The following is a 19,777-nucleotide window of genomic DNA, read 5'->3' as shown; positions in this document are numbered from 1 at the left end:
GCTTTTTCGTTCGTGCATGCGCTACTTCAATGGCCGCCAGGCGAAGGGGTAGCGGTAGTCCTTGCCCTCGTTGGCCTTGATGCCTCCGATGATGGTCAGCACCAGCGCGGCAATGCCCAGCAGGGGCAGCAGGAAGACGCCGATCACCACGAACATCAGCAGGATGCACAGCAGCCCCGCCAGGCTTACGGTGATCTGGAAGTTCAGCGCTTCCTTGCCCTGGGCATCGATGAAGGGGTCCACGTCCTTCTTCATCTGCCAGAGGATCAGCGGCCCCAGCAGGTTTCCAAAGGGAAAGACCGCACCGAGGAACGCAGCGAAATGGCAGAACATCGCCCACTGCCTGACGTCCTGGTTCGGTTGCTGTACGGGGGTGGGCTCATTCATGGGGTGCGTCCTCGTCGTGATGGGCCGGGTCAGTCGGCCAGAGCGGCCTTCTGGATCCGGAACAGTTCGTCCATGCCCTGGCGGGCGAGGGCCAGCATGGCATTGAGCTGCTCGGGCTGGAAGGGCTCGCCCTCGGCGGTGCCCTGGATTTCGATGAAGCCACCACCGTCGGTCATGACCACGTTAAGGTCGGTCTCGGCCGCCGAGTCCTCAAGGTAATCGAGGTCCAGCACCGGCTCGCCCTGGTAAACGCCGACAGAGACGGCAGCGATCATCTGCTTGAGCGGCTCGCCCTTCAGGGCACCGCGCTTCTTCAGCACTTTCAGCGCATCCACCAGGGCCACCATGGCACCGGTGATCGAGGCCGTGCGGGTGCCGCCGTCGGCCTGGATTACGTCGCAGTCCAGGTAGATGGTGTTCTCGCCCAGCTTGCTCATGTCCAGCGCGGCACGCAGGGAGCGGCCGATCAGGCGCTGGATCTCCAGGGTACGACCACCCTGCTTGCCACGGCTCGCCTCGCGCTGGTTACGCTCACCGGTGGAGCGGGGCAGCATGCCGTACTCGGCAGTCAGCCAACCCTGGCCCTGGCCCTTGAGGAAGCGCGGCACGCCGGCCTCGACGCTGGCGGTGCAGATCACCTTGGTATCCCCGAATTCGACCAGCACCGAGCCTTCGGCGTGCTTGGTGTAGTTGCGGGTGATGCGGATCGAACGCAGCTGTTCAGCTGCGCGGCCACTGGGACGTTTCATCTGGGAATACCTGTCGGAGGGAAAATCCCGGCCATTATAGAGGGGCCTCCGCCCCCGGGACATCATCGCGTTGGGAGGGGCCACGGAGTCGGCTACAATCGCCGCCCTTACCCATACCGAGAGGACTCCCCATGGTGCACAGCATGACCGCCTTCGCCCGCGTCGAGCAGGCCGGTACCCACGGCACCCTGAGCTGGGAACTACGCTCGGTCAACCACCGCTACCTCGAACCCCACCTGCGCCTGCCAGAAGCCTTCCGCGACTTGGAGGGGGCCGTGCGCGAAGCGCTGCGCCAGGGCCTGTCCCGAGGCAAGGTCGAATGCACCCTGCGCTTCGCCGAAGCCGAGGCTGGCAAGCCCCTGCAGGTCGACAGCGAGCGAGCCGCCCAGGTGGTGGCCGCCGCCGAAGCCGTGGCCGCCCTGGTCAGCCAGCCGGCGCCGCTCAACCCGCTGGAGATTCTCGCCTGGCCTGGCGTGCTGGTGGCCGACGCCGCCGACCCCCAGGCCCTGAACGCCGCGGCCCTGGAGGCCTTCGGCAAGGCCCTGGAAGAACTCAAGACCGGCCGCGCCCGTGAAGGTGCCGACCTGGCCCGCCTGCTCAACGAGCGGCTCGACGCCATGCAGGAGGAAGTCGTCGCCCTGCGAGAACTGGTACCGCAGATGCTCGGCCTGCAGCGGCAGAAGATCCTCGACCGTTTCGCCGAGATGAAGGCCGAGCTCGACCCCCAGCGCCTGGAGCAGGAGCTGGTGCTGCTGGCGCAGAAGAGCGACGTGGCCGAGGAGCTGGACCGCCTCGGCACCCACATCACCGAAGTACGCCGCGTACTCAAGGCCGGTGGCGCCGCCGGCCGCCGCCTCGACTTCCTCATGCAGGAACTCAACCGCGAAGCCAACACCCTCGGCTCCAAGGCCTTCGACCCACGCTCCACCCAGGCAGCGGTCAACCTCAAGGTGTTGATCGAACAGATGCGCGAACAAGTGCAGAACATCGAGTAAGAGACCCATCCATGACCGTCACCCCCGGCACCCTGTACATCGTCTCGGCCCCCTCCGGCGCCGGCAAGACCAGCCTGGTCAAGGCCCTGGTGGACACCGACCCGCGCATCCGCGTCTCGGTCTCCCACACCACCCGCGGCATGCGCCCCGGCGAGGTCGATGGCGTGAACTACCACTTCGTCAGCCGCGAAGCCTTCGTGCACATGCTCGAGCACGGCGACTTCATCGAGCACGCCGAAGTCTTCGGCAACCTCTACGGCACCTCCCAGCGCTGGCTGCTGCAGGCACTCGCCGAAGGCCACGACCTGATCCTCGAGATCGACTGGCAGGGTGCCCAGCAGGTTCGCCACCTGATGCCCCAGGCCAAGTCCATCTTCATCCTGCCGCCGAGCCAGGAAGCCCTGCGCCAGCGCCTGGACAACCGCGGGCAGGACAGCGCCGAGATCATCGAGCGCCGCATGCGCGAAGCCGTCAGCGAGATGAGCCACTACGTCGAATACGACTACCTGGTGATCAACGACGACTTCGCCGTCGCCCTGGAAGATCTGCGCGCGATCTTCCGCAGCCAGCGCCTCGCCCAGGCCAGCCAGCAGATCACCCACGGCGCGCTTCTCGCCCGTCTGCTGGCCTGATCAGCATGACCACCGGGAAGCGCTGAGCATTCAGCGCTTCCCTTAATGCTGGTGATTTTTTAGACTATCCAGTCCGCTCCGCCCGTTCCGGGCAAAGCCATCGCCATCCCACTCTGTGCTACGAGGAACACCATGGCCCGCGTTACCGTTGAAGACTGCCTGGAAAACGTCGATAACCGCTTCGAGCTGGTCATGCTCGCGACCAAGCGTTCCCGTCAGCTGGCCACCGGCGGCAAGGAGCCGAAGGTAGCCTGGGAAAACGACAAGCCCACCGTCGTCGCCCTGCGTGAGATCGCCGCCGGCCTGGTTGATTACGAAGTCATCGCCCAGGAAGACATCGTGGAAGAAGAGCCGCTGTTCGCTGCCTTCGAGGACGAGTCCAACGAGGCGCTCTGATTCCCATGCCCGGTCGACGTCGCACGGCGCAGGGAGGCCATAGCCGGAAAGGAGAACTGCCTTGCCTGGCATAGAAACCTTCGCCGAACGGCTCTCGACCTATCTCGGCCCGGACCAGGTCAACCTGGTCCGCCGGGCGTACTACTACGCCGAACAGGCCCATGACGGACAGCGTCGCCGCAGCGGCGAGGCCTACGTCACCCACCCCCTGGCCGTCGCCAACATCCTCGCCGACATGCACATGGACCATCAGAGCCTGATGGCCGCCATGCTGCACGACGTGATCGAGGACACCGGCATCGCCAAGGAGGCGCTCACCGCCCAGTTCGGCGACACCGTGGCCGAGCTGGTGGACGGGGTCAGCAAGCTGACCCAGATGAACTTCGAGTCCAAGGCCGAGGCCCAGGCCGAGAACTTCCAGAAGATGGCCATGGCCATGGCCCGCGACATCCGCGTGATCCTGGTCAAGCTGGCCGACCGCCTGCACAACATGCGCACCCTGGAAGTGCTCTCCGGCGAAAAGCGCCGGCGCATCGCCAAGGAAACCCTGGAAATCTACGCCCCCATCGCCAACCGGCTGGGCATGCACAGCATGCGCGTGGAATTCGAGGACCTCGGCTTCAAGGCCATGCACCCCATGCGCTCCGAGCGCATCCGTGCCGCCGTCCGCCGGGCCCGGGGCAACCGCAAGGAAATTGTCGCCAAGATCGAGGAATCCCTCACCCACTGCCTCGCCCGCGAAGGCATGGAAGGCGAGGTGATCGGCCGCGAGAAGCACCTCTACAGCATCTACAAAAAGATGCGCGGCAAGCGCCGGGCGTTCAACGAGATCATGGACGTCTACGCCTTCCGCATCATCGTCGACAAGGTGGACACCTGCTACCGCGTGCTCGGCGCCGTGCACAACCTGTACAAACCGCTGCCCGGTCGCTTCAAGGACTACATCGCCATTCCCAAGGCCAATGGCTACCAGTCCCTGCACACCACCCTGTTCGGCATGCACGGCGTGCCCATCGAAATCCAGATCCGCACCCGCGAAATGGAAGAGATGGCCAACAACGGCATCGCCGCCCACTGGCTGTACAAGTCCGCCGAGGACGACCAGCCCAAAGGCACCCACGCCCGCGCGCGCCAATGGGTCAAGGGCGTGCTGGAACTGCAGCAACGTGCCGGCAACTCCCTCGAATTCATCGAGAGCGTGAAGATCGACCTGTTCCCCGACGAGGTCTACGTCTTCACGCCCAAGGGCCGCATCATGGAGCTGCCCAAGGGCTCCACCGCAGTCGACTTCGCCTACGCGGTCCACACCGACGTCGGCAACACCTGCATCGCCTGCCGCATCAACCGTCGCCTGGCGCCGCTGTCCGAGCCGCTGCAGAGCGGCGAGACGGTGGAGATCGTCACCGCCCCCGGCGCACGGCCCAACCCGGCCTGGCTCAACTTCGTGGTCACCGGCAAGGCCCGCACCCACATCCGCCACGCCCTCAAGCTGCAGCGCCGCTCCGAGTCCATCAACCTCGGCGAACGCCTGCTGAACAAGGTGCTGGCCGGCTTCGAAAGCAGCCTCGACAAGATCACCCCCGAGCGCATCCAGGCCGTCCTTGGCGAATACCGCCTGGAAGTGCTGGAAGACCTGCTGGAAGACATCGGCCTCGGCAACCGCATGGCCTACGTCGTGGCCCGCCGCCTGCTGGCCAGCGATGGCGAACAGCTGCCCAGCCCCGAGGGCCCGCTGGCGATCCGTGGCACCGAAGGCCTGGTGCTCAGCTACGCCAAGTGCTGCACACCGATCCCCGGCGACCCCATCGTCGGCCACCTCTCCGCCGGCCGCGGCATGGTGGTGCACCTGGAAAGCTGCAAGAACATCGGCGACATCCGCCACAACCCGGAGAAGTGCGTGCAACTCTCCTGGGCCAAGGACGTCACCGGCGAATTCAACGTCGAGCTGCGCGTCGAGCTGGAGCACCAGCGCGGCCTGATCGCCCTGCTGGCCAGCAGCGTCAACGCCGCCGACGGCAACATCGAGAAGATCGGCATGGACGAGCGCGATGGCCGCATCAGCGTCGTCCAGCTGGTGATCAGCGTGCACGACCGCGTGCACCTGGCCCGGGTCATCAAGAAACTGCGAGCCCTCAAGGGGGTGATCCGCATCACCCGGGTGCGCGCCTGACGGCCCGCTGAACCCACGGAGGCGAGGCCGCCCGGGCACACCCGCCCATGGCCAGGCCCGTCTCCAACCGCGCCCATCCGGGCACAGCCCGGGGTGCTTTCACCTGTACAAGGAGTTTCCATGAGCAAGACCGTGATCAACAGCGACAAGGCTCCCGCCGCCATCGGCACCTACTCCCAGGCGATCAAGGCCGGCAACACCGTCTACATGTCCGGGCAGATTCCCCTCGATCCCAAGACCATGGAGCTGGTGGAAGGCTTCGAAGCCCAGACCGTCCAGGTGTTCGAGAATCTGAAGGCCGTCGCCGAAGCCGCCGGTGGGTCCTTCAAGGACATCGTCAAACTCAACATCTTCCTCACCGACCTGTCCCACTTCGCCAAGGTCAACGAAGTGATGGGCCGCTACTTCGAGCAGCCCTATCCGGCCCGCGCCGCCATCGGCGTGGCCGCACTGCCCCGTGGCTCTCAGGTCGAGATGGACGCCATCCTGGTCCTCGAGTAAACCCGATGGCCGCAGCGGGCACCTTGCCCGCTGCACCCGGCCAAAGGAAGGAACCCTGCCATGCGCCAAGCCCTCATCCCCCTCATCTGCGCCGCCCTGCTGGCCGGTTGTGCCGGCACGCCCAGCGACCCCAGCGGCGTCTGGATCAACCAGACCGCCATCGACGAAGCCGCCCGTGAAGGCAAGTTGCGCGAGGCCCTGCTCGCCTACGGCCCCAACCTGGAGTGGAGCCTCGACACCCACGCCGGGACCGCCAACTACAGCAACGGCTTCGAACTGGGCGAGGGCCGCCTGGTACCCCAGGGCAAGGGCCGCTGGCAGGTGGACTTCTACGGCGACGACTACCACGAGCACCTGACCCTCAAGGGGCGCCAGCTGATCCAGGAAGCCAGCGAGAACTTCCCCGAACAGCACTTCGTACGCCCGGCCGAACCCGCCGCCGACGGCGCACCGGAAGGCAGCAGCTTCGAATACGCCCTCTACAAGACCTACCTCGGCGGCACCTGGAAGATCCTCGAAGGCACGGGGCAGGGCGGCCTGGTGCTGTTCCACCCCGACGGCCGCCTGGAAGGGCTGCCCGGCGCCGACCGCTTCGCCCTCTGCCTGGCCGGCGACTGCGCCGCCATGAGCGGCGAGAACGACAGCATGTGGCTGCAACTCGGCGACCAGGGCGCGCCCTGGATCTTCGTCCACGACGGCAACCGTCTGGAAATTCTCGAGACCGGCAATCGTGCCCAGATCGACGAGATGCCCGAGTACTACCCCGGCAAGCGCGCCTGGGTGCTGGAGCGCCAGTAAAGCCCGGCAGCGGCTAGAAAGCCCCGACCACCAGCCAGCCCCCCAGCAACGCCAGCAGCCCGCCACACAGCCGATCCAGCACCACCACCCGCCGTTGCAGCCAGGCCTGCCAACGGCGGTGTGACACCAGGCGCACCAGCCCCAGATCCCAGCCCAGCACCACCAGGGTCATCCAGGCCATGCACAGGGCCAGCCCCCAGTCGGGCATCTGCGCCGAGCGCAGCACCCCGAACAGCCCGGCATAGAAGATCGGCAACTTCGGATTGACGCTGCTGGCCAGCAACCCTTCCAGCACACCCCTTCGCCAGGAGCCAAGACCCGCATCCGCGCTGGCTTCGGGCAGGTCGAGCCGGCGCCGCGCCATCAAGGCCTGAGCGCCCAGCCACAGGAAGTAGCCTCCACCCAGCAGTTGCAGGGCGCGCCACACCCAGCCGCCCTCCGCAGGCAGCAGGCTCAGTGCCAGCAATACCAGCAGCATGCTCGCCAGGTTCGCCAACGCGATGCCCCAGGCACAGCCGGCGGCGTGCAGGCGCCCACGGGTGAGTCCCGCGCGCAACAACAGGAAGAAATCCGGACCGGGTGACAACAGGGCAGCGAAGTGGGTGCTGGCGACCAGCAGGAACAGAGCGAGCATATGACCTCCACGGCAAGGCGGTGGAGTCTCACCAGGGCCCAAGGCTCGCGTATTGGAAGAAAGTCGGGTCGGGCAGGGCGCCCGTCAGCGCAGCGCCTCACGGCGGAAACGGCCAGGCGTCACCCCGGTGAAACGGCGGAAGGTGCTGGAGAAGTGCGCCTGGTCGTAGAACCCCAGCTCCAGCGCCAGACTTGCCAAGGGTTCGCCTGCCAGCAGCCGCTGCTTGGCCTCACGCACCCGGCGCTGCAGCTGATAGGTGTGGGGCGGCACTCCGTAGGCACGACGGAACGCCTCGATCAGGTGGCGTGGATGGCGTTGCAGCAGGCTGGCCAGGTGCTCCAGGCTCACTGCCTCGCGGTAGTGCGACTCCAGGTAATCGCGCAACTGGGCGGTCACCCCGCCGTCGCGCGCACCGCTGCCCGTGGGGCGCAGCCCCCCATGACGCACGAACACCAGCTCCAGCAGCTCCAGCAGCTCGCTTTCCAACGCCAGTGCGTCGCCTCGCTCGAACTCCCCGGCCAGGCGTGCCAAGGCCTGGGCCACGGCACCGTCATCGCCCGGGTTGAGCGCGCCAAACCCCCGTGGCAGGGCCTTGCGCCCGAGCAGGGCCGGCAGACGGGCTTCTTCCACGTAGAGCATCCGGTACACCAGCCGAGGCGACTCGGCGTGTCCCGTGTGAGGCTCCTCCGGGTTCATCAGCGACAGGGTGCCGACGGGCAGGGCATGCCGTGCACCCCGGCACTGGTAGCCGCCTACGCCATGCAGGATGGCACCGATGGCGAAGGCATCGTGGCTGTGACGGCCAAAGGGCTGGCCGGAGAAGTCGGCATGGAACAGCTCGACCCCAGGCAGCCAGGCCTTGGCCAGCAGCCGGTTGGCATCCACCTCAGGCGTCCTTGAGGATCGCCGCGTAGCCCTCGCGGAAGCTAGGGTACTGCGGCTCCCAACCCAACGCCCGGGCCCGGGCATTGCTGCAGCGCTTGCTGCCGGCCCGACGCACGGTGGAGGACTCCGACCAGTGCGTCACCCCCAGGCGCTCGCGCAGCCAGGCCACCACCTCATCAAGCGGTGCTGGCGCATCGTCCACGCCCAGGTAGCAGGGCGCCAGCGGCGTCCCGGCCTGTTCAACACGCAGCAGGTGGGCCAGCAGGCCGGCGGCATCGTCCACATGAATGCGGTTGCCGTAGAGCGGCGGCTCGCTCGCCACCCGGTAACCCATGCGCACCTGGTTCAGCAGCCACTCGCGGCCCGGCCCGTAGAGCCCGGTCAGGCGCACCAGAGTGGCCGGCAGGCCGCTGTCCAGCGCCAGCTGCTCGGCCTCGCGCATGACGCGACCCGAATAGCCATCCGCCTCGGCGGGGGCGTCTTCGTCGATCCACTCGCCATCGCGCTGCCCGTAGACGCCGCTGCTGGAGACGAACAGCAGGCGCCGGGGCTGCTGCCCGCTCTCGCGCAACCAGGCCAGCACGTGGCGCAGGCCCTCGACGTAGGCCGAGCGGTAGCCTTCCTCGTCATGGCGGCTCGCCGCCACGCAGAACACCACCGCATCGAGCGCGTCCGTCGGCCAGTCAACCGGCCGCTCGGCACGCTCCAGGTCACCCGCGATGGGCAACACGCCCGCCGGCAGCGCCGAGACATTTCGCCGCAGGCCATGGACCCGCCAGCCTTCGGCCAACATCCTCAGGGCCAGTCGGCTGCCTACATCGCCACAGCCGGCAATGAGCAAACGCGGGGATTCGGACATGGGAGCGTCTCCGTAAAAGTGCTGAGAATAAGGGCTGGGGCGGGGTGATGCGAAATCGCGTACGTCCGTCCGGATCGCGGCGGAGGGGTTACATTATCACTTTTACAAACAAGAATTACTTGCAATAATGCTCCACCTTTGTCCGCGACAGCTCCTCAACGGCGGGCGAAACCGCAATTAACCTTCAGGTCCGGCCATGAAACCTATTGCACCCAACGCCCAGCCCGTTTCGCTCTCCCGTCGCGCCCGCCCCCTGGCGGCACTCCTGTTCGGCCTGGCCCTGCTGCCCGCCGGCGCGGCCTTCGCCGAAGAGCCCACTGCACCGGCCGCCGCCACGGCCAGCGCCCAGCCAGCCGCAACGCCGAGCGCTACCGCGCCGACCGAAGGTGCACAGCCGATCGCCAGCGCGCCCGCCGCACCGGCCAACGCCGAACTGCTGAGCACGCTCCAGGCCCTCGGCCCCCAGGCCACCCCGGAGCAGATCCGCGACACCGCCCGCCAGACCCTGCAGGCACAGGGCGTTGCACCGGAAGAGATCGACAAGACCCTCGCCGCCATCGACCAGGGCCTGAGCCTGGGCAACGACCTCGCCGCCGCCCTGGCCGGTACCGCGCCCGAAGCCGTCGAAGAAGGCCTGCCGGCCCACGACCTGTCGCCCTGGGGCATGTACCAGAACGCCGACATCGTGGTGAAAGGCGTGATGATCGGCCTGGTGCTCGCCTCGATCCTCACCTGGACCATCTGGCTGGCCAAGAGCATCGAGCTGCTCGGTGCCAAGCGTCGCCTGCGCCGCGAGCTGGTGGCCCTGAAGGCCGCGCGCAACCTGCCGGAAGCCGCCGACAAGACCGCCGCCCCGAACAACCTGTCCCAGGTGCTGGTGCAGGACGCCCTCGACGAGCTGAAGCTCTCGACCAACACCCGCGAGAAGGACGGCATCAAGGAACGCGTCAGCTTCCGCCTGGAGCGCCTCGTCGCCGCCAGCGGCCGCAAGATGAGCATGGGCACCGGCGTGCTCGCCACCATCGGCTCCACCGCGCCCTTCGTCGGCCTGTTCGGCACCGTGTGGGGCATCATGAACAGCTTCATCGGCATCGCCAAATCCCAGACCACCAACCTCGCCGTGGTCGCCCCCGGTATCGCCGAAGCCCTGCTGGCCACCGCCATGGGCCTGGTCGCGGCCATCCCCGCCGTGGTCATCTACAACGTCTTCGCCCGTTCCATCACCGGCTACAAGGCCCAGGTCGCGGACGCCTCCGCCCAGGTCCTGCTGCTGGTCAGCCGTGACCTGGACCACCCGCCGGCCGACCGCGCGCCGGCCCCGCACATGGTCAAAGTGGGCTGATTCATGGGACTGCATCTGAACGAAGGCGGTGACGATCTCCAGGAAAGCCACGAGATCAACGTCACCCCATTCATCGACGTCATGCTGGTGCTGCTGATCATCTTCATGGTCGCGGCGCCCCTGGCCACGGTGGACATCAAGGTCGACCTGCCAGCCTCCACCGCCAAGCCCGCGCCACGTCCGGACAAGCCCATCTACCTGAGCATCAAGGAAGACAAGAGCCTGTTCCTGGACAACGACCCGGTGAACCAGGCGCAACTGGCTGCCGTGCTCGACCAGCGCACCGGCGGCGACAAGGAAAAGACCATCTTCGTCCGTGGCGACAAGGCGGTGGACTATGGCCGGCTGATGGAAGTGATGGACGCCCTGCGCGGCGCCGGCTACCTGAAGATCGGCCTGGTGGGACTCGAGACGGTCGGGAACTAGATGAGCCAGGCAAAGCGAAACCTGTCCTGGGCCATCAGCCTGCTGGTGGTGCTCGGCCTGCACGTCGCCCTGTTCTGCTGGGCCCTGTTCTGGAAGGTCAGCGCCGAGCCCATCGAGCTGCCGCCGCCGGCCATGATGGTGCAGCTCGAACCGCTGCCGGCCCCCACGCCGCCGCCCGCCCCGCCGCCACCGCCCCAGGTGGAGCCGGAGCCCGAGCCGTTGCCGAAGCTGGCCGAAGCGCCCAAGCCGACCATCGCCATCGCGCCGAAGCCCAAACCCAAGCCGAAACCGCCGAAGCCCAAGCCCCCGGAGCCCAAGCCCGAGCAGAAGCCCCAGGAGCAGGAGTCGCCCAAGGAGCAGGTGGCCGCGCCCACGCCGCCGGCACCGCCGAGCGACGCCAAGCCCGCCGCCCAGCAGGAGAGCATGGCCAGCGCCATGACCCAGGCCCGCGAGACCTGGCAGAGCAAGCTGCTGGCGCACCTGGCCAAGTACAAGCGCTACCCGGAGGACGCCCGCCGTCGCAACATCGAAGGAGTCAACCGCCTGAGCTTCACGGTGGACGCCGAAGGCAAGGTCCTGGCCTACGCCCTCACCGGCAAGTCCGGCAGCGCCTCGCTGGACCGCGCCACCCTGGAAATGATCCGCCGCGCCCAGCCGTTGCCCCCGCCGCCGCCGGAGATTCTGGTCAACGGCGCGCGGGAAGTGACGGCCCCCTTCGTCTACTCCCTGCGCAAGGATCGCCGCTGAGCGACCGCCGCCCCGCCCGGGGCGGCACAGCGGTTGGTTCCATTGACTGCAGCCGCTATGCTTGCGCCTCTTCAATGGAAAATCGCTATGACCCTCACCGAACTGCGCTACATCGTCACCCTCGCCCAGGAACAGCATTTCGGGCGTGCCGCCGAACGTTGCCACGTGAGCCAGCCGACCCTCTCCGTCGGGGTGAAGAAGCTCGAGGACGAACTGGGCGTACTGATCTTCGAGCGCAGCAAGAGCGCCGTGCGCCTGACGCCGGTCGGTGAGGGCATCGTCACCCAGGCCCAGAAGGTCCTCGAACAGGCCCAGGGCATCCGCGAGCTGGCCCAGGCCGGCAAGAACCAGCTGGCCGCCCCGCTCAAGCTCGGCGCCATCTACACCGTCGGCCCCTACCTGTTCCCGCACCTGATTCCCCAGCTGCACCGGGTCGCCCCGCAGATGCCGCTGTACATCGAAGAGAACTTCACCCACGTCCTGCGCGACAAGCTGCGCACCGGCGAGCTGGACGCGATCATCATCGCCCTGCCGTTCGCCGAGGCCGACGTGCTGACCAAGCCGCTCTACGACGAGCCCTTCTACGTGCTGCTGCCCGCCGACCACCCCTGGACGGCGAAGAAGACCATCGACAGCGAGCTGCTCAACGACAAGAGCCTGCTGCTGCTCGGCGAGGGCCACTGCTTCCGCGACCAGGTGCTGGAAGCCTGCCCGACCCTGCGCAAGGGCAGCGAGGAAACCGCCCGCCACACCACCGTGGAATCCAGCTCCCTGGAGACCATCCGCCACATGGTCGCCTCCGGCCTGGGCGTCTCGATCCTGCCGTTCTCCGCCGTCGACAGCCACCACTACGCCCCTGGCGTCATCGAGGTCCGCCCGCTGACCCCGCCGGTACCGTTCCGCACCGTGGCCATCGCCTGGCGCGCCAGCTTCCCGCGCCCCCGCGCCATCGAAGTGCTGGCCGACTCCATCCGCCTCTGCTCGGTCGCCCGCCCCCAGGCTGAAGGCGAACCCAGCGCCACATGACCGAACTGGCACAGGTCCCGGTCACCGCGCTCAAGGGGGTGGGCGAGGCGCTGGCCGAAAAGCTCGCCCGGGTCGGCCTGGAGAACCTCCAGGACATCCTCTTCCACCTGCCGTTGCGCTACCAGGACCGCACCCGCGTGGTGCCCATCGGCGCCCTGCGCCCCGGCCAGGATGCCGTGATCGAAGGCCAGGTGACCGGCGCCGACGTGGTCATGGGCAAGCGCCGCAGCCTGCTGGTGCGCCTGCATGACGGCAGCGGCTCGCTGAGCCTGCGCTTCTACCACTTCAGCAACGCCCAGCGGGACGGCCTCAAGCGTGGCACCCAGCTGCGCTGCTACGGCGAGGTCCGCCCCGGTGCCTCCGGCCTGGAGATCTACCACCCCGAGTACCGCGCCCTGAACGGCGACGAGCCGCCGCCGGTGGAACAGACCCTGACGCCCATCTACCCGACCACCGAAGGGCTGACCCAGCAACGCCTGCGCAACCTCAGCCAGCTCGCCCTGGCACGCCTCGGCCCCCACAGCCTGCCTGACTGGCTGCCGGACGAACTGGCCCGCGACTACCGCCTCGGCCCGCTGGACGAAGCCATCCGCTACCTGCACCGGCCGCCGCCGGATGCCGACCTCGAAGAGCTCGCCGAAGGCCGCCACTGGGCCCAGCACCGCCTCGCCTTCGAGGAACTGCTCACCCACCAGCTGTCCCTGCAACGCCTGCGCGAACAGCAACGGGCCCAGGCCGCACCGCAGTTGCCCCCGGCGAAGGACCTGCCCCGTCGCTACCTAGCCAACCTGGGCTTCCAGCCCACCGGCGCCCAGCAGCGTGTCGCCGCCGAGATCGCCTACGACCTCGCCCAGCCCGAGCCCATGCTGCGCCTGGTGCAGGGCGACGTCGGCGCCGGCAAGACCGTGGTCGCCGCCCTGGCCGCCCTGCAGGCCCTGGAGGCCGGCTACCAGGTGGCGCTGATGGCCCCCACCGAGATCCTCGCCGAGCAGCACTACCTCAACTTCAGCAAATGGCTGGAGCCGCTGGGCATCGAAGTCGCCTGGCTCGCCGGCAAGCTCAAGGGCAAGGCCCGTGCCGCCGCCCTCGAACGCATCGCTGCCGGCGCCCCGATGGTGGTCGGCACCCATGCCCTGTTCCAGGACGAAGTGACCTACCGCCGCCTGGCCCTGGTGATCATCGACGAACAGCACCGCTTCGGCGTACAGCAGCGCCTGGCCCTGCGCCGCAAGGGCATCGACGGCCGCCTCAGCCCGCACCAGCTGATCATGACCGCCACCCCCATCCCGCGCACCCTGGCCATGAGCGCCTACGCCGACCTGGACACCTCCATCCTCGACGAACTCCCCCCCGGGCGGACGCCGGTGAACACCGTGCTGGTGGCCGACAACCGCCGTGAGGAAGTCATCGAGCGCGTACGCGCCGCCTGCCATGAAGGGCGCCAGGCCTACTGGGTCTGCACCCTGATCGAGGAGTCCGAGGAGCTGACCTGCCAGGCCGCCGAGACCACCTACGAAGAACTCTCCCTGGCCCTCGGCGACCTGCGCGTCGGCCTGATCCACGGGCGCATGAAGGCCCCCGAGAAGGCCGCCGTGATGGACGCCTTCAAACGCGGCGAACTGCAGCTGCTGGTGGCCACCACCGTGATCGAGGTGGGCGTCGACGTGCCCAACGCCAGCCTGATGATCATCGAGAACCCCGAGCGCCTTGGCCTGGCCCAGTTGCACCAGCTGCGCGGCCGCGTCGGCCGGGGCAGCGCCGCCAGCCACTGCGTGCTGCTCTACCACCCGCCGCTGTCGCAGCTGGGCCGCGAGCGCCTGGGCATCATGCGCGAGACCTGCGACGGCTTCGTCATCGCCGAGAAGGACCTGGAACTGCGCGGCCCCGGCGAGATGCTCGGCACCCGGCAGACCGGCCTGCTGCAGTTCAAGGTGGCCGACCTGATGCGCGATGCCGATCTGCTGCCGGCCGTGCGCGACGCCGCCCAGGCCCTGATGGAACGCTGGCCGCAGCATGTGAGTCCGTTGTTGGAGCGCTGGCTGAGACACGGCCAGCAATACGGGCAAGTGTGATCCAGCGCACAGTGCGCCGGTCGCCTGACCCATCAGTCCTGATGGCTGCTCGTTATACTCCGGGCAGTCGCTTTGAAGCCGGATAACGCCATGACCGAAGTCGCATTCGCCCCGGACCAGGAACCCCACGCCCCCGACGTGATCCTGCAACTGCTGGACAAGCTGGGCATCGCCAGCCAGGTCCGCGCCGACACGCCCGACCTGCCGGCCGAGCGCCGGGTCCAGGCGGTGCTGCTGGAGGATGCCGTCGGCGCCCTGCTGGTGCTCTACCCGCGCAGCCAGCTGCTGGACCTGAACCGCCTCGCCGAGCTCACCGGCCGCAAGCTGGTCACCATCAAGCCCGAGCGCTTCGAGCGCATGCTCGGCAAGCACGACCTGAACACCCTGCCGGCCCTGCCGCCGCTGACCAGCTCGCCGTGCCTGTACGACGAGCGCCTGCTGCAGGAACCCTCGCTGCTGATCGACTCCGGGCACACCGGCCTGGTGCTGGAGATCCCCACCGAGCAGTACCGCCAGTTGCTCAGCAAGGCCAGCGCCGCCCGCTTCGGCGAGCCGCTGGACGGCATCCGCCTGAACCTCGACCGCCCGGACGACGACCGCGCCGAGATCAGCCAGGCCGTCCAGGCCTTCACCGCCCGACGCATCCAGCAGCGCCTCGAGGAAACCATCGAGATCCCGCCGCTGCCGGAAACCGCGCAGAAGATCATCAAGCTGCGGGTCGACCCCAACGCCACCGTCGACGACATCACCGGCGTGGTGGAGACCGACCCGGCCCTGGCCGCCCAGGTGGTGAGCTGGGCCGCCTCGCCGTACTACGCCGCACCGGGCAAGATCCGCTCGGTGGAGGACGCCATCGTCCGCGTGCTGGGCTTCGACCTGGTGATCAACCTGGCCCTCGGCCTGGCCCTGGGCAAGACCCTGAGCCTGCCCAAGGACCAGCCCCAGCAGGCCACGCCCTACTGGCAGCAGGCGGTCTACACCGCCGCCGTGATCGAAGGCCTGACCCGCGCCATCCCCCGCGCCCAGCGCCCGGAGGCCGGCCTCACCTACCTCGGCGGCCTGCTGCACAACTTCGGCTACCTGGTCCTGGCCCACGTCTTCCCACCGCACTTCTCGCTGATCTGCCGGCACCTGGAAGTGAACCCGCACCTGCCCCACAGCTACATCGAGCAGCACCTGCTGGGCATCACCCGCGAGCAGATCGGCAGCTGGCTGATGCGCTTCTGGGACATGCCCGAGGAGCTCTCCGCTGCCCTGCGCTTCCAGCATGACCCGAACTACGACGGCGCCAACCACGCCTACCCCAACCTGGTGACCCTGGCCGTCGGCCTGCTGCGCCAGCGGGGCATCGGCATGGGCCCGCAGATCGCCCTGCCGGACGAGCTGTTCGAGCGCCTGGGCCTGTCCCGGGAGAAGGCCGACGACGCCGTGAACAAGGTGCTCGAAGCCGAAGCCGCGCTGCGCGAACTGGCCTCCCAGTTCAACCACTGAGCCATGCGCGTCACGAAAAAGGGCCCCTCGGGGCCCTTTTTGTTGCGCGCGGAACTGCCGGCTACTTGAGCAGCGCCCGGCGCTTGGCGAAGACCCCGGGCAGGGCCTCCAGGCTCGCATCCAGCAGACGCTTCACGGCCGGCCGCTCGTAGAGTTCGGCATAGGCCTGGACCTGCTCGCTGGGCATCTGCCGGTAGGCATAGAGCATGAAAGACTCCACCGCCTGGGCGCTGCTGGCGTGGATGCCCTCGGCCTGCTGGGCGGTCTGCTGGGCCAGGGCCGGCTCACTGATGCGCTCGCCCCGCTGGCGCAGGCTGAGCAGCGCCAGGGTCTTGCCCACCTCGTAGCGCAGCAGGGCTGCCAGGTCGGTGGTGCGGGCCGCGCGGTCCAGGCGGTGCACCAGCTCCACGCGGTCGGCCCGGGGCGGTTTGTCGGCCAGTTGCTTGCGGTAGTCCACCAGCCCGTCGTCCACCTCGCGCTCGGCGGCGGTGAAACGCCGGGCCAGCTCGCTGTCCAGCGCCTGCTCGACCTCGGCCAGCTGCGCCGCCTCCAGCCGAGGGGCCACGGCCGCCGCCAGGTCGGCGCACACCGCCTCGGCGGCAAAGGCGCTGGCCAGCTGCTTCTGATAAGACTCGGGGGCACCCCGCTGCAACAGCGTGCCGCTCTGCTCACAGAGCAGGCGCACGCCGGCCAGCTCGAAGGCACGGTCCAGCTGGGCGGGGGCAGGGGGTGTGGGGGCTGCGAAGGCAGCGGCGCTGGCGAGCAGCAGGGGCAGGGCGATCAGGACTCGCATGGGCAGGCTTCCATCAGGACGACGCGGGCGCGCGCCTCGCGGAACGCGCCTGTTCAGCCTAGCGAAACGCCTGGAGGCTCACCAGCGAAGGGGCTCAGGCCGCCTGCTTGTCGACGGGCTTCTTCTTCGGCACCAGGTGCTTGGTCAGGCCCTGGAACCACAGCACCAGCGCCGGGTTGCCCTGGATCTGGATGTCCTTGTTCTGGATGCCCTGCATGAAGGCCAGCTGCTTGTTCTTGGCGTTCATGGTGGCGAACCCGTAGGCGCCATCCTTGAAGCCGATGGCGAAGGCCGGCGAAGCCGCCACGCCGCGCTTGCTGGTGACGCGCTGGTCCTTGACCACGAAATGACGGGCCACCTTGCCATCGAGGGTGTGCAGCTGGAACACTAGGTCCTTGCCGGCCAGTTGCTCGCGGAAGGCGGCATTGTCACGGCTGGCCTTGGCCATCATGCGGCCCAGGACCCAGAGCAGGAGTCGGAATTTCATCGGCGAGCGCCTCGGTCGGAAGGGGAACGGGCGCGCATTGTAGCGGTTTGCGAGCGGGACTACAGCCCAGCCTGGAGATGGGTTGAAACGCTCCCGGGGCCGGCTGGGGGCCCCGGGAACACTGTCCTTAGTTGATCGAGTCCCTGAGGGATTTGCCCGGCTTGAAGGCCACGGTGTTGCTGGCCTTGATCTTGACCGGTTGGCCGGTCTGCGGGTTCTTGCCGGTGCGAGCACCACGGTGGCGCTGCACGAAGGTGCCGAAACCGACCAGGGTCACGCTGTCCTTGCGGTGCAGCGCGTTGGTGATTTCTTCGAGAACGGCGTTGAGAACACGATTGGCCTGATCCTTGGTGAGATCGGCCTTCTCGGCGATGGCGGCGGCGAGTTCCGGTTTACGCATAGATGCCTCTGTGACGGTTTGTTGTTTTTGTGTCCGTGCTGTTCATCCAGAACAGCGCCCAAGGCGCCGCAACAGCTCTGCGCTGCGGCAGACCTCGGGGAGGATGGCATGCCACAAAGGCCTGCGCCAGTGTTGTCCGACAGTTTTGACCTACAAGCCGAGGGCGGATCCGACAGAAGGCCGGCCGTTCATGCCAAGACCGGCGGCAGTTCACGGTTCAGCGCGAGCTTCTCCTGCACCGCCGCGCCGGTGAGCGCATAGCCCAGCAGGCGCCCGGAGGCATCGCGGCAGAGCGCCTTGATGTCCGCGCCGGCCCCTTCCACCGTCCATTCGCCGTCCAGGCCACGGGGCGGCGGCGAGACCACCAGCGGGCAGGCCGGGGTCTTCACCGTCACCGGCATCGGCCCGTAGCTGACCGCCATAGGCGTGCCGGCCAGGGTCTGCGCCAGGGCCCGGGCGCTGGCCATCAGCGGCATCACGTAGAGCAGGTTGATGCCGTCCACTTCCGCGCAATCCCCCAGCGCGTAGATGTTCGCGTGGGAGGTGCGCAGCTCGCGGTCCACCACCACACCGCGGTTCACGTCCAGGCCCGCCGCCGCTGCCAGGGCGGTGCGCGGACGCAGGCCCACGGCGGAGACCACCAGGTCGCAGCTGAGGTGGGTGCCGTCGGAGAGGTGCGCCTCCAGCGCCTCGCCGGCGTGGTTCAGGCTGGCCAGCACCGGCCCCAGGTGGAAGCGCGCGCCGATGGCCTCCAGCCCCGCCTGCACGGCGCCGGCCGCCGCCGGGTGGAGCAGGCCGGGCATGACCTGCTCGCAGGGGGCGACGACCTCCACCTCGTAGCCGCCCAGGGTCAGGTCGTTGGCGAACTCGCAGCCGATCAGCCCGGCACCGAGGATCAGCACCCGGCGCTTGCCGGCGGCTGCCGCGCGGAAGCGCGCATAGTCTTCCAGGTCATTGATGGGGAACACCGCGTCCCCCGCATCGCCCTCCACTGGCACGCGGATCACCTCGGCGCCCCAGGCCAGCACCAGGTCGCGGTAGGCCACGGCTTCCTCGCCGATCCAGATCTGCCGGTGCCCCGGGTCGATGCCGGTGATGCGGGTGTGGGTGCGGATCTCCGCCTTCAGCTGCTCGGCCATGGCGCCGGCCTCGGCCATCGCCAGGCCGTCGGCGTCCTTGTTCTTGCCAAAGCCGGTGGACAGCATCGGCTTGGAATAGGAGCGGCCGTCGTCGGCACTGATCAGCAACAGCGGCGTCTCGCCGTCCAGCTTGCGAAACTCCTTGGCCAGGTTGTAGCCGGCCAGGCCGGTCCCGACGATCACCACAGGTGCACTCATCACTCACTCCTAGGACGAAAAACGACGCGACGGCCCGCAGGCCGTCGCTCAGAAAACCACCAGGACTCAGCGGATCTCGATCATCTCGAAGTCCACCTTGCCCACCCCGCAATCAGGGCAGACCCAATCCGCCGGGACGTCCTCCCAGCGCGTACCGGGGGCGATGCCCTCCTCGGGCAGCCCCAGGGCCTCGTCATAAATGAAGCCGCACACCACGCATTGCCACTTGCGCACACGCACCTCCACCCCAGCGGGAACGATCGGCCGAACCTACTCCAAACCGCCCGCACTCGCCAAGCAGGCAGCCGCGCGCCCCGACGGAGGTTGGGGCGTGACCAGGGGGTGACAGGAGCGGGGAGGGAGAGAAACAGGGCCCCACGCAGAACGCGGGGGCCCGGGAGGATCAGCCGATCTCGATCATCTCGAAGTCCAGCTTGCCCACGCCGCAATCCGGGCACAGCCAGTCGGCCGGCACGTCTTCCCAGCGGGTACCGGGGGCGATGCCGTCGTCCGGCCAGCCCTGGGCTTCGTCATAGATCAGTCCGCAGACCACGCATTGCCATTTCTTCATATCTGCCTCGGGAAACTCACGGTTGCGCGCGCAACCTAACCCAATCGCCGGGCAGCGCCAAGACGCCCGCCGACCACCG

At 68.1% G+C, this 19,777-nt stretch carries 23 protein-coding genes; 12 read left to right on the top strand and 11 right to left on the bottom strand.

The window, feature by feature from the left end; genetic code table 11:
* Positions 1–21: 21 nt before the first annotated feature.
* Positions 22–387: a DUF4870 domain-containing protein gene (locus PotMrB4_RS00780; protein WP_044400674.1), complete on the bottom strand. Its 366-nt coding sequence runs from the start codon at positions 385–387 to the stop codon at positions 22–24.
* Positions 388–416: 29 nt separating this feature from the next.
* A complete protein-coding gene (rph, locus tag PotMrB4_RS00775; RefSeq protein WP_172432267.1) occupies positions 417–1,136 on the bottom strand; it encodes a ribonuclease PH in 720 nt (239 codons plus the stop codon).
* Between the two features lie 131 nt (positions 1,137–1,267).
* Between rph and PotMrB4_RS00770 the strand changes: the two genes are divergently transcribed.
* The 6 genes from PotMrB4_RS00770 to PotMrB4_RS00745 all read left to right on the top strand — a co-directional run bounded on the left by PotMrB4_RS00770 (position 1,268) and on the right by PotMrB4_RS00745 (position 6,628).
* Positions 1,268–2,131, top strand: coding sequence for a YicC/YloC family endoribonuclease (locus PotMrB4_RS00770; protein WP_044400669.1), 864 nt, complete (start codon positions 1,268–1,270; stop codon positions 2,129–2,131).
* Between the two features lie 11 nt (positions 2,132–2,142).
* Entirely contained in the window at positions 2,143–2,763 is a 621-nt protein-coding gene (gene gmk / locus PotMrB4_RS00765) for a guanylate kinase (RefSeq protein WP_044400666.1), read from the top strand.
* 132 nt (positions 2,764–2,895) lie between these two features.
* Positions 2,896–3,159: a DNA-directed RNA polymerase subunit omega gene (rpoZ, locus tag PotMrB4_RS00760; protein WP_044400664.1), complete on the top strand. Its 264-nt coding sequence runs from the start codon at positions 2,896–2,898 to the stop codon at positions 3,157–3,159.
* 61 nt (positions 3,160–3,220) lie between these two features.
* Positions 3,221–5,329 carry a bifunctional GTP diphosphokinase/guanosine-3',5'-bis pyrophosphate 3'-pyrophosphohydrolase gene (gene spoT, locus PotMrB4_RS00755; protein ID WP_044400662.1) on the top strand — a complete coding sequence of 703 codons (2,109 nt, stop codon included), beginning with the start codon at positions 3,221–3,223 and terminating at the stop codon, positions 5,327–5,329.
* Positions 5,330–5,449: 120 nt separating this feature from the next.
* A complete protein-coding gene (locus PotMrB4_RS00750) occupies positions 5,450–5,830 on the top strand; it encodes a RidA family protein (protein ID WP_044400660.1) in 381 nt (126 codons plus the stop codon).
* A gap of 60 nt (positions 5,831–5,890) precedes the next feature.
* On the top strand, positions 5,891–6,628 hold the full coding sequence (locus PotMrB4_RS00745; protein WP_172432266.1) for a putative periplasmic lipoprotein: 738 nt from the start codon (positions 5,891–5,893) through the stop codon (positions 6,626–6,628).
* A 13-nt stretch (positions 6,629–6,641) separates the two neighbouring features.
* Here PotMrB4_RS00745 and PotMrB4_RS00740 read toward each other — a convergent pair whose 3' ends face one another.
* The 3 genes from PotMrB4_RS00740 to PotMrB4_RS00730 form a co-directional block, all read right to left on the bottom strand.
* Positions 6,642–7,262, bottom strand: coding sequence for a LysE family translocator (locus tag PotMrB4_RS00740; protein ID WP_044400653.1), 621 nt, complete (start codon positions 7,260–7,262; stop codon positions 6,642–6,644).
* 84 nt (positions 7,263–7,346) lie between these two features.
* Positions 7,347–8,147, bottom strand: coding sequence for a helix-turn-helix transcriptional regulator (locus PotMrB4_RS00735; protein ID WP_172432265.1), 801 nt, complete (start codon positions 8,145–8,147; stop codon positions 7,347–7,349).
* 1 nt (position 8,148) lies between these two features.
* The gene (locus tag PotMrB4_RS00730; protein WP_172432264.1) at positions 8,149–9,006 is read right to left on the bottom strand and encodes an NAD-dependent epimerase/dehydratase family protein; all 858 of its coding nucleotides are present in this window, start codon (positions 9,004–9,006) and stop codon (positions 8,149–8,151) included.
* A 196-nt stretch (positions 9,007–9,202) separates the two neighbouring features.
* Between PotMrB4_RS00730 and exbB the strand changes: the two genes are divergently transcribed.
* From exbB to PotMrB4_RS00700, 6 genes are all read left to right on the top strand, one after another.
* Entirely contained in the window at positions 9,203–10,348 is a 1,146-nt protein-coding gene (gene exbB / locus PotMrB4_RS00725; RefSeq protein WP_172432263.1) for a tonB-system energizer ExbB, read from the top strand.
* Between the two features lie 3 nt (positions 10,349–10,351).
* Positions 10,352–10,774 (top strand): TonB system transport protein ExbD, encoded by a 423-nt coding sequence (gene exbD / locus PotMrB4_RS00720; protein WP_044400642.1) that lies wholly within the window; start codon positions 10,352–10,354, stop codon positions 10,772–10,774.
* Positions 10,775–11,521 (top strand): energy transducer TonB, encoded by a 747-nt coding sequence (locus PotMrB4_RS00715; protein WP_074966937.1) that lies wholly within the window; start codon positions 10,775–10,777, stop codon positions 11,519–11,521.
* Between the two features lie 87 nt (positions 11,522–11,608).
* A complete protein-coding gene (locus PotMrB4_RS00710; protein ID WP_044401492.1) occupies positions 11,609–12,547 on the top strand; it encodes a hydrogen peroxide-inducible genes activator in 939 nt (312 codons plus the stop codon).
* Positions 12,544–14,619: an ATP-dependent DNA helicase RecG gene (gene recG / locus PotMrB4_RS00705; RefSeq protein ID WP_044401489.1), complete on the top strand. Its 2,076-nt coding sequence runs from the start codon at positions 12,544–12,546 to the stop codon at positions 14,617–14,619. The genes PotMrB4_RS00710 and recG overlap by 4 nt, the downstream gene beginning before the upstream one ends.
* 90 nt (positions 14,620–14,709) lie before the next feature.
* A complete protein-coding gene (locus tag PotMrB4_RS00700) occupies positions 14,710–16,110 on the top strand; it encodes an aminoacyl-tRNA deacylase and HDOD domain-containing protein (RefSeq protein ID WP_074966935.1) in 1,401 nt (466 codons plus the stop codon).
* Between the two features lie 61 nt (positions 16,111–16,171).
* Here PotMrB4_RS00700 and PotMrB4_RS00695 read toward each other — a convergent pair whose 3' ends face one another.
* The 6 genes from PotMrB4_RS00695 to PotMrB4_RS00670 form a co-directional block, all read right to left on the bottom strand.
* On the bottom strand, positions 16,172–16,903 hold the full coding sequence (locus tag PotMrB4_RS00695) for a hypothetical protein (RefSeq protein WP_074966934.1): 732 nt from the start codon (positions 16,901–16,903) through the stop codon (positions 16,172–16,174).
* 94 nt (positions 16,904–16,997) lie between these two features.
* The gene (locus tag PotMrB4_RS00690) at positions 16,998–17,390 is read right to left on the bottom strand and encodes a helicase (RefSeq protein WP_074966932.1); all 393 of its coding nucleotides are present in this window, start codon (positions 17,388–17,390) and stop codon (positions 16,998–17,000) included.
* A 127-nt stretch (positions 17,391–17,517) separates the two neighbouring features.
* Positions 17,518–17,790, bottom strand: a complete 273-nt coding sequence (locus tag PotMrB4_RS00685; protein WP_044401477.1) for an HU family DNA-binding protein — start codon at positions 17,788–17,790, stop codon at positions 17,518–17,520.
* Positions 17,791–17,978: 188 nt separating this feature from the next.
* Positions 17,979–19,127 carry an NAD(P)/FAD-dependent oxidoreductase gene (locus PotMrB4_RS00680; RefSeq protein WP_172432262.1) on the bottom strand — a complete coding sequence of 383 codons (1,149 nt, stop codon included), beginning with the start codon at positions 19,125–19,127 and terminating at the stop codon, positions 17,979–17,981.
* Positions 19,128–19,193: 66 nt separating this feature from the next.
* The gene (locus tag PotMrB4_RS00675) at positions 19,194–19,361 is read right to left on the bottom strand and encodes a rubredoxin (RefSeq protein WP_044401471.1); all 168 of its coding nucleotides are present in this window, start codon (positions 19,359–19,361) and stop codon (positions 19,194–19,196) included.
* Between the two features lie 169 nt (positions 19,362–19,530).
* Positions 19,531–19,698, bottom strand: coding sequence for a rubredoxin (locus PotMrB4_RS00670; RefSeq protein ID WP_044401468.1), 168 nt, complete (start codon positions 19,696–19,698; stop codon positions 19,531–19,533).
* Between the last annotated feature and the right edge of the window lie 79 nt (positions 19,699–19,777).

It is taken from the genome of Metapseudomonas otitidis, from assembly GCF_011397855.1.
GTDB classification, from domain to species: Bacteria; Pseudomonadota; Gammaproteobacteria; order Pseudomonadales; family Pseudomonadaceae; genus Metapseudomonas; species Metapseudomonas otitidis.
Note: the sequence above shows the minus strand (reverse complement) of the source record. Positions and strands in the feature narration are given on the sequence as shown.

Bases quoted from the DNA above. Each gene is read 5' to 3' on its own strand.
- exbB (WP_172432263.1), top strand. From the start codon at position 9,203: ATGAAACCTATTGCACCCAACGCCCAGCCCGTTTCGCTCTCCCGTCGC.
- PotMrB4_RS00770 (WP_044400669.1), top strand. From the start codon at position 1,268: ATGGTGCACAGCATGACCGCCTTCGCCCGCGTCGAGCAGGCCGGTACC.
- rpoZ (WP_044400664.1), top strand. From the start codon at position 2,896: ATGGCCCGCGTTACCGTTGAAGACTGCCTGGAAAACGTCGATAACCGC.
- PotMrB4_RS00740 (WP_044400653.1), bottom strand. From the start codon at position 7,262: ATGCTCGCTCTGTTCCTGCTGGTCGCCAGCACCCACTTCGCTGCCCTG.
- PotMrB4_RS00685 (WP_044401477.1), bottom strand. From the start codon at position 17,790: ATGCGTAAACCGGAACTCGCCGCCGCCATCGCCGAGAAGGCCGATCTC.
- PotMrB4_RS00715 (WP_074966937.1), top strand. From the start codon at position 10,775: ATGAGCCAGGCAAAGCGAAACCTGTCCTGGGCCATCAGCCTGCTGGTG.
- exbD (WP_044400642.1), top strand. From the start codon at position 10,352: ATGGGACTGCATCTGAACGAAGGCGGTGACGATCTCCAGGAAAGCCAC.
- PotMrB4_RS00670 (WP_044401468.1), bottom strand. From the start codon at position 19,698: ATGAAGAAATGGCAATGCGTGGTCTGCGGACTGATCTATGACGAAGCC.
- rph (WP_172432267.1), bottom strand. From the start codon at position 1,136: ATGAAACGTCCCAGTGGCCGCGCAGCTGAACAGCTGCGTTCGATCCGC.
- PotMrB4_RS00690 (WP_074966932.1), bottom strand. From the start codon at position 17,390: ATGAAATTCCGACTCCTGCTCTGGGTCCTGGGCCGCATGATGGCCAAG.
- PotMrB4_RS00680 (WP_172432262.1), bottom strand. From the start codon at position 19,127: ATGAGTGCACCTGTGGTGATCGTCGGGACCGGCCTGGCCGGCTACAAC.
- PotMrB4_RS00780 (WP_044400674.1), bottom strand. From the start codon at position 387: ATGAATGAGCCCACCCCCGTACAGCAACCGAACCAGGACGTCAGGCAG.
- PotMrB4_RS00700 (WP_074966935.1), top strand. From the start codon at position 14,710: ATGACCGAAGTCGCATTCGCCCCGGACCAGGAACCCCACGCCCCCGAC.
- PotMrB4_RS00710 (WP_044401492.1), top strand. From the start codon at position 11,609: ATGACCCTCACCGAACTGCGCTACATCGTCACCCTCGCCCAGGAACAG.
- recG (WP_044401489.1), top strand. From the start codon at position 12,544: ATGACCGAACTGGCACAGGTCCCGGTCACCGCGCTCAAGGGGGTGGGC.
- PotMrB4_RS00750 (WP_044400660.1), top strand. From the start codon at position 5,450: ATGAGCAAGACCGTGATCAACAGCGACAAGGCTCCCGCCGCCATCGGC.
- gmk (WP_044400666.1), top strand. From the start codon at position 2,143: ATGACCGTCACCCCCGGCACCCTGTACATCGTCTCGGCCCCCTCCGGC.
- PotMrB4_RS00745 (WP_172432266.1), top strand. From the start codon at position 5,891: ATGCGCCAAGCCCTCATCCCCCTCATCTGCGCCGCCCTGCTGGCCGGT.
- PotMrB4_RS00730 (WP_172432264.1), bottom strand. From the start codon at position 9,006: ATGTCCGAATCCCCGCGTTTGCTCATTGCCGGCTGTGGCGATGTAGGC.
- PotMrB4_RS00695 (WP_074966934.1), bottom strand. From the start codon at position 16,903: ATGCGAGTCCTGATCGCCCTGCCCCTGCTGCTCGCCAGCGCCGCTGCC.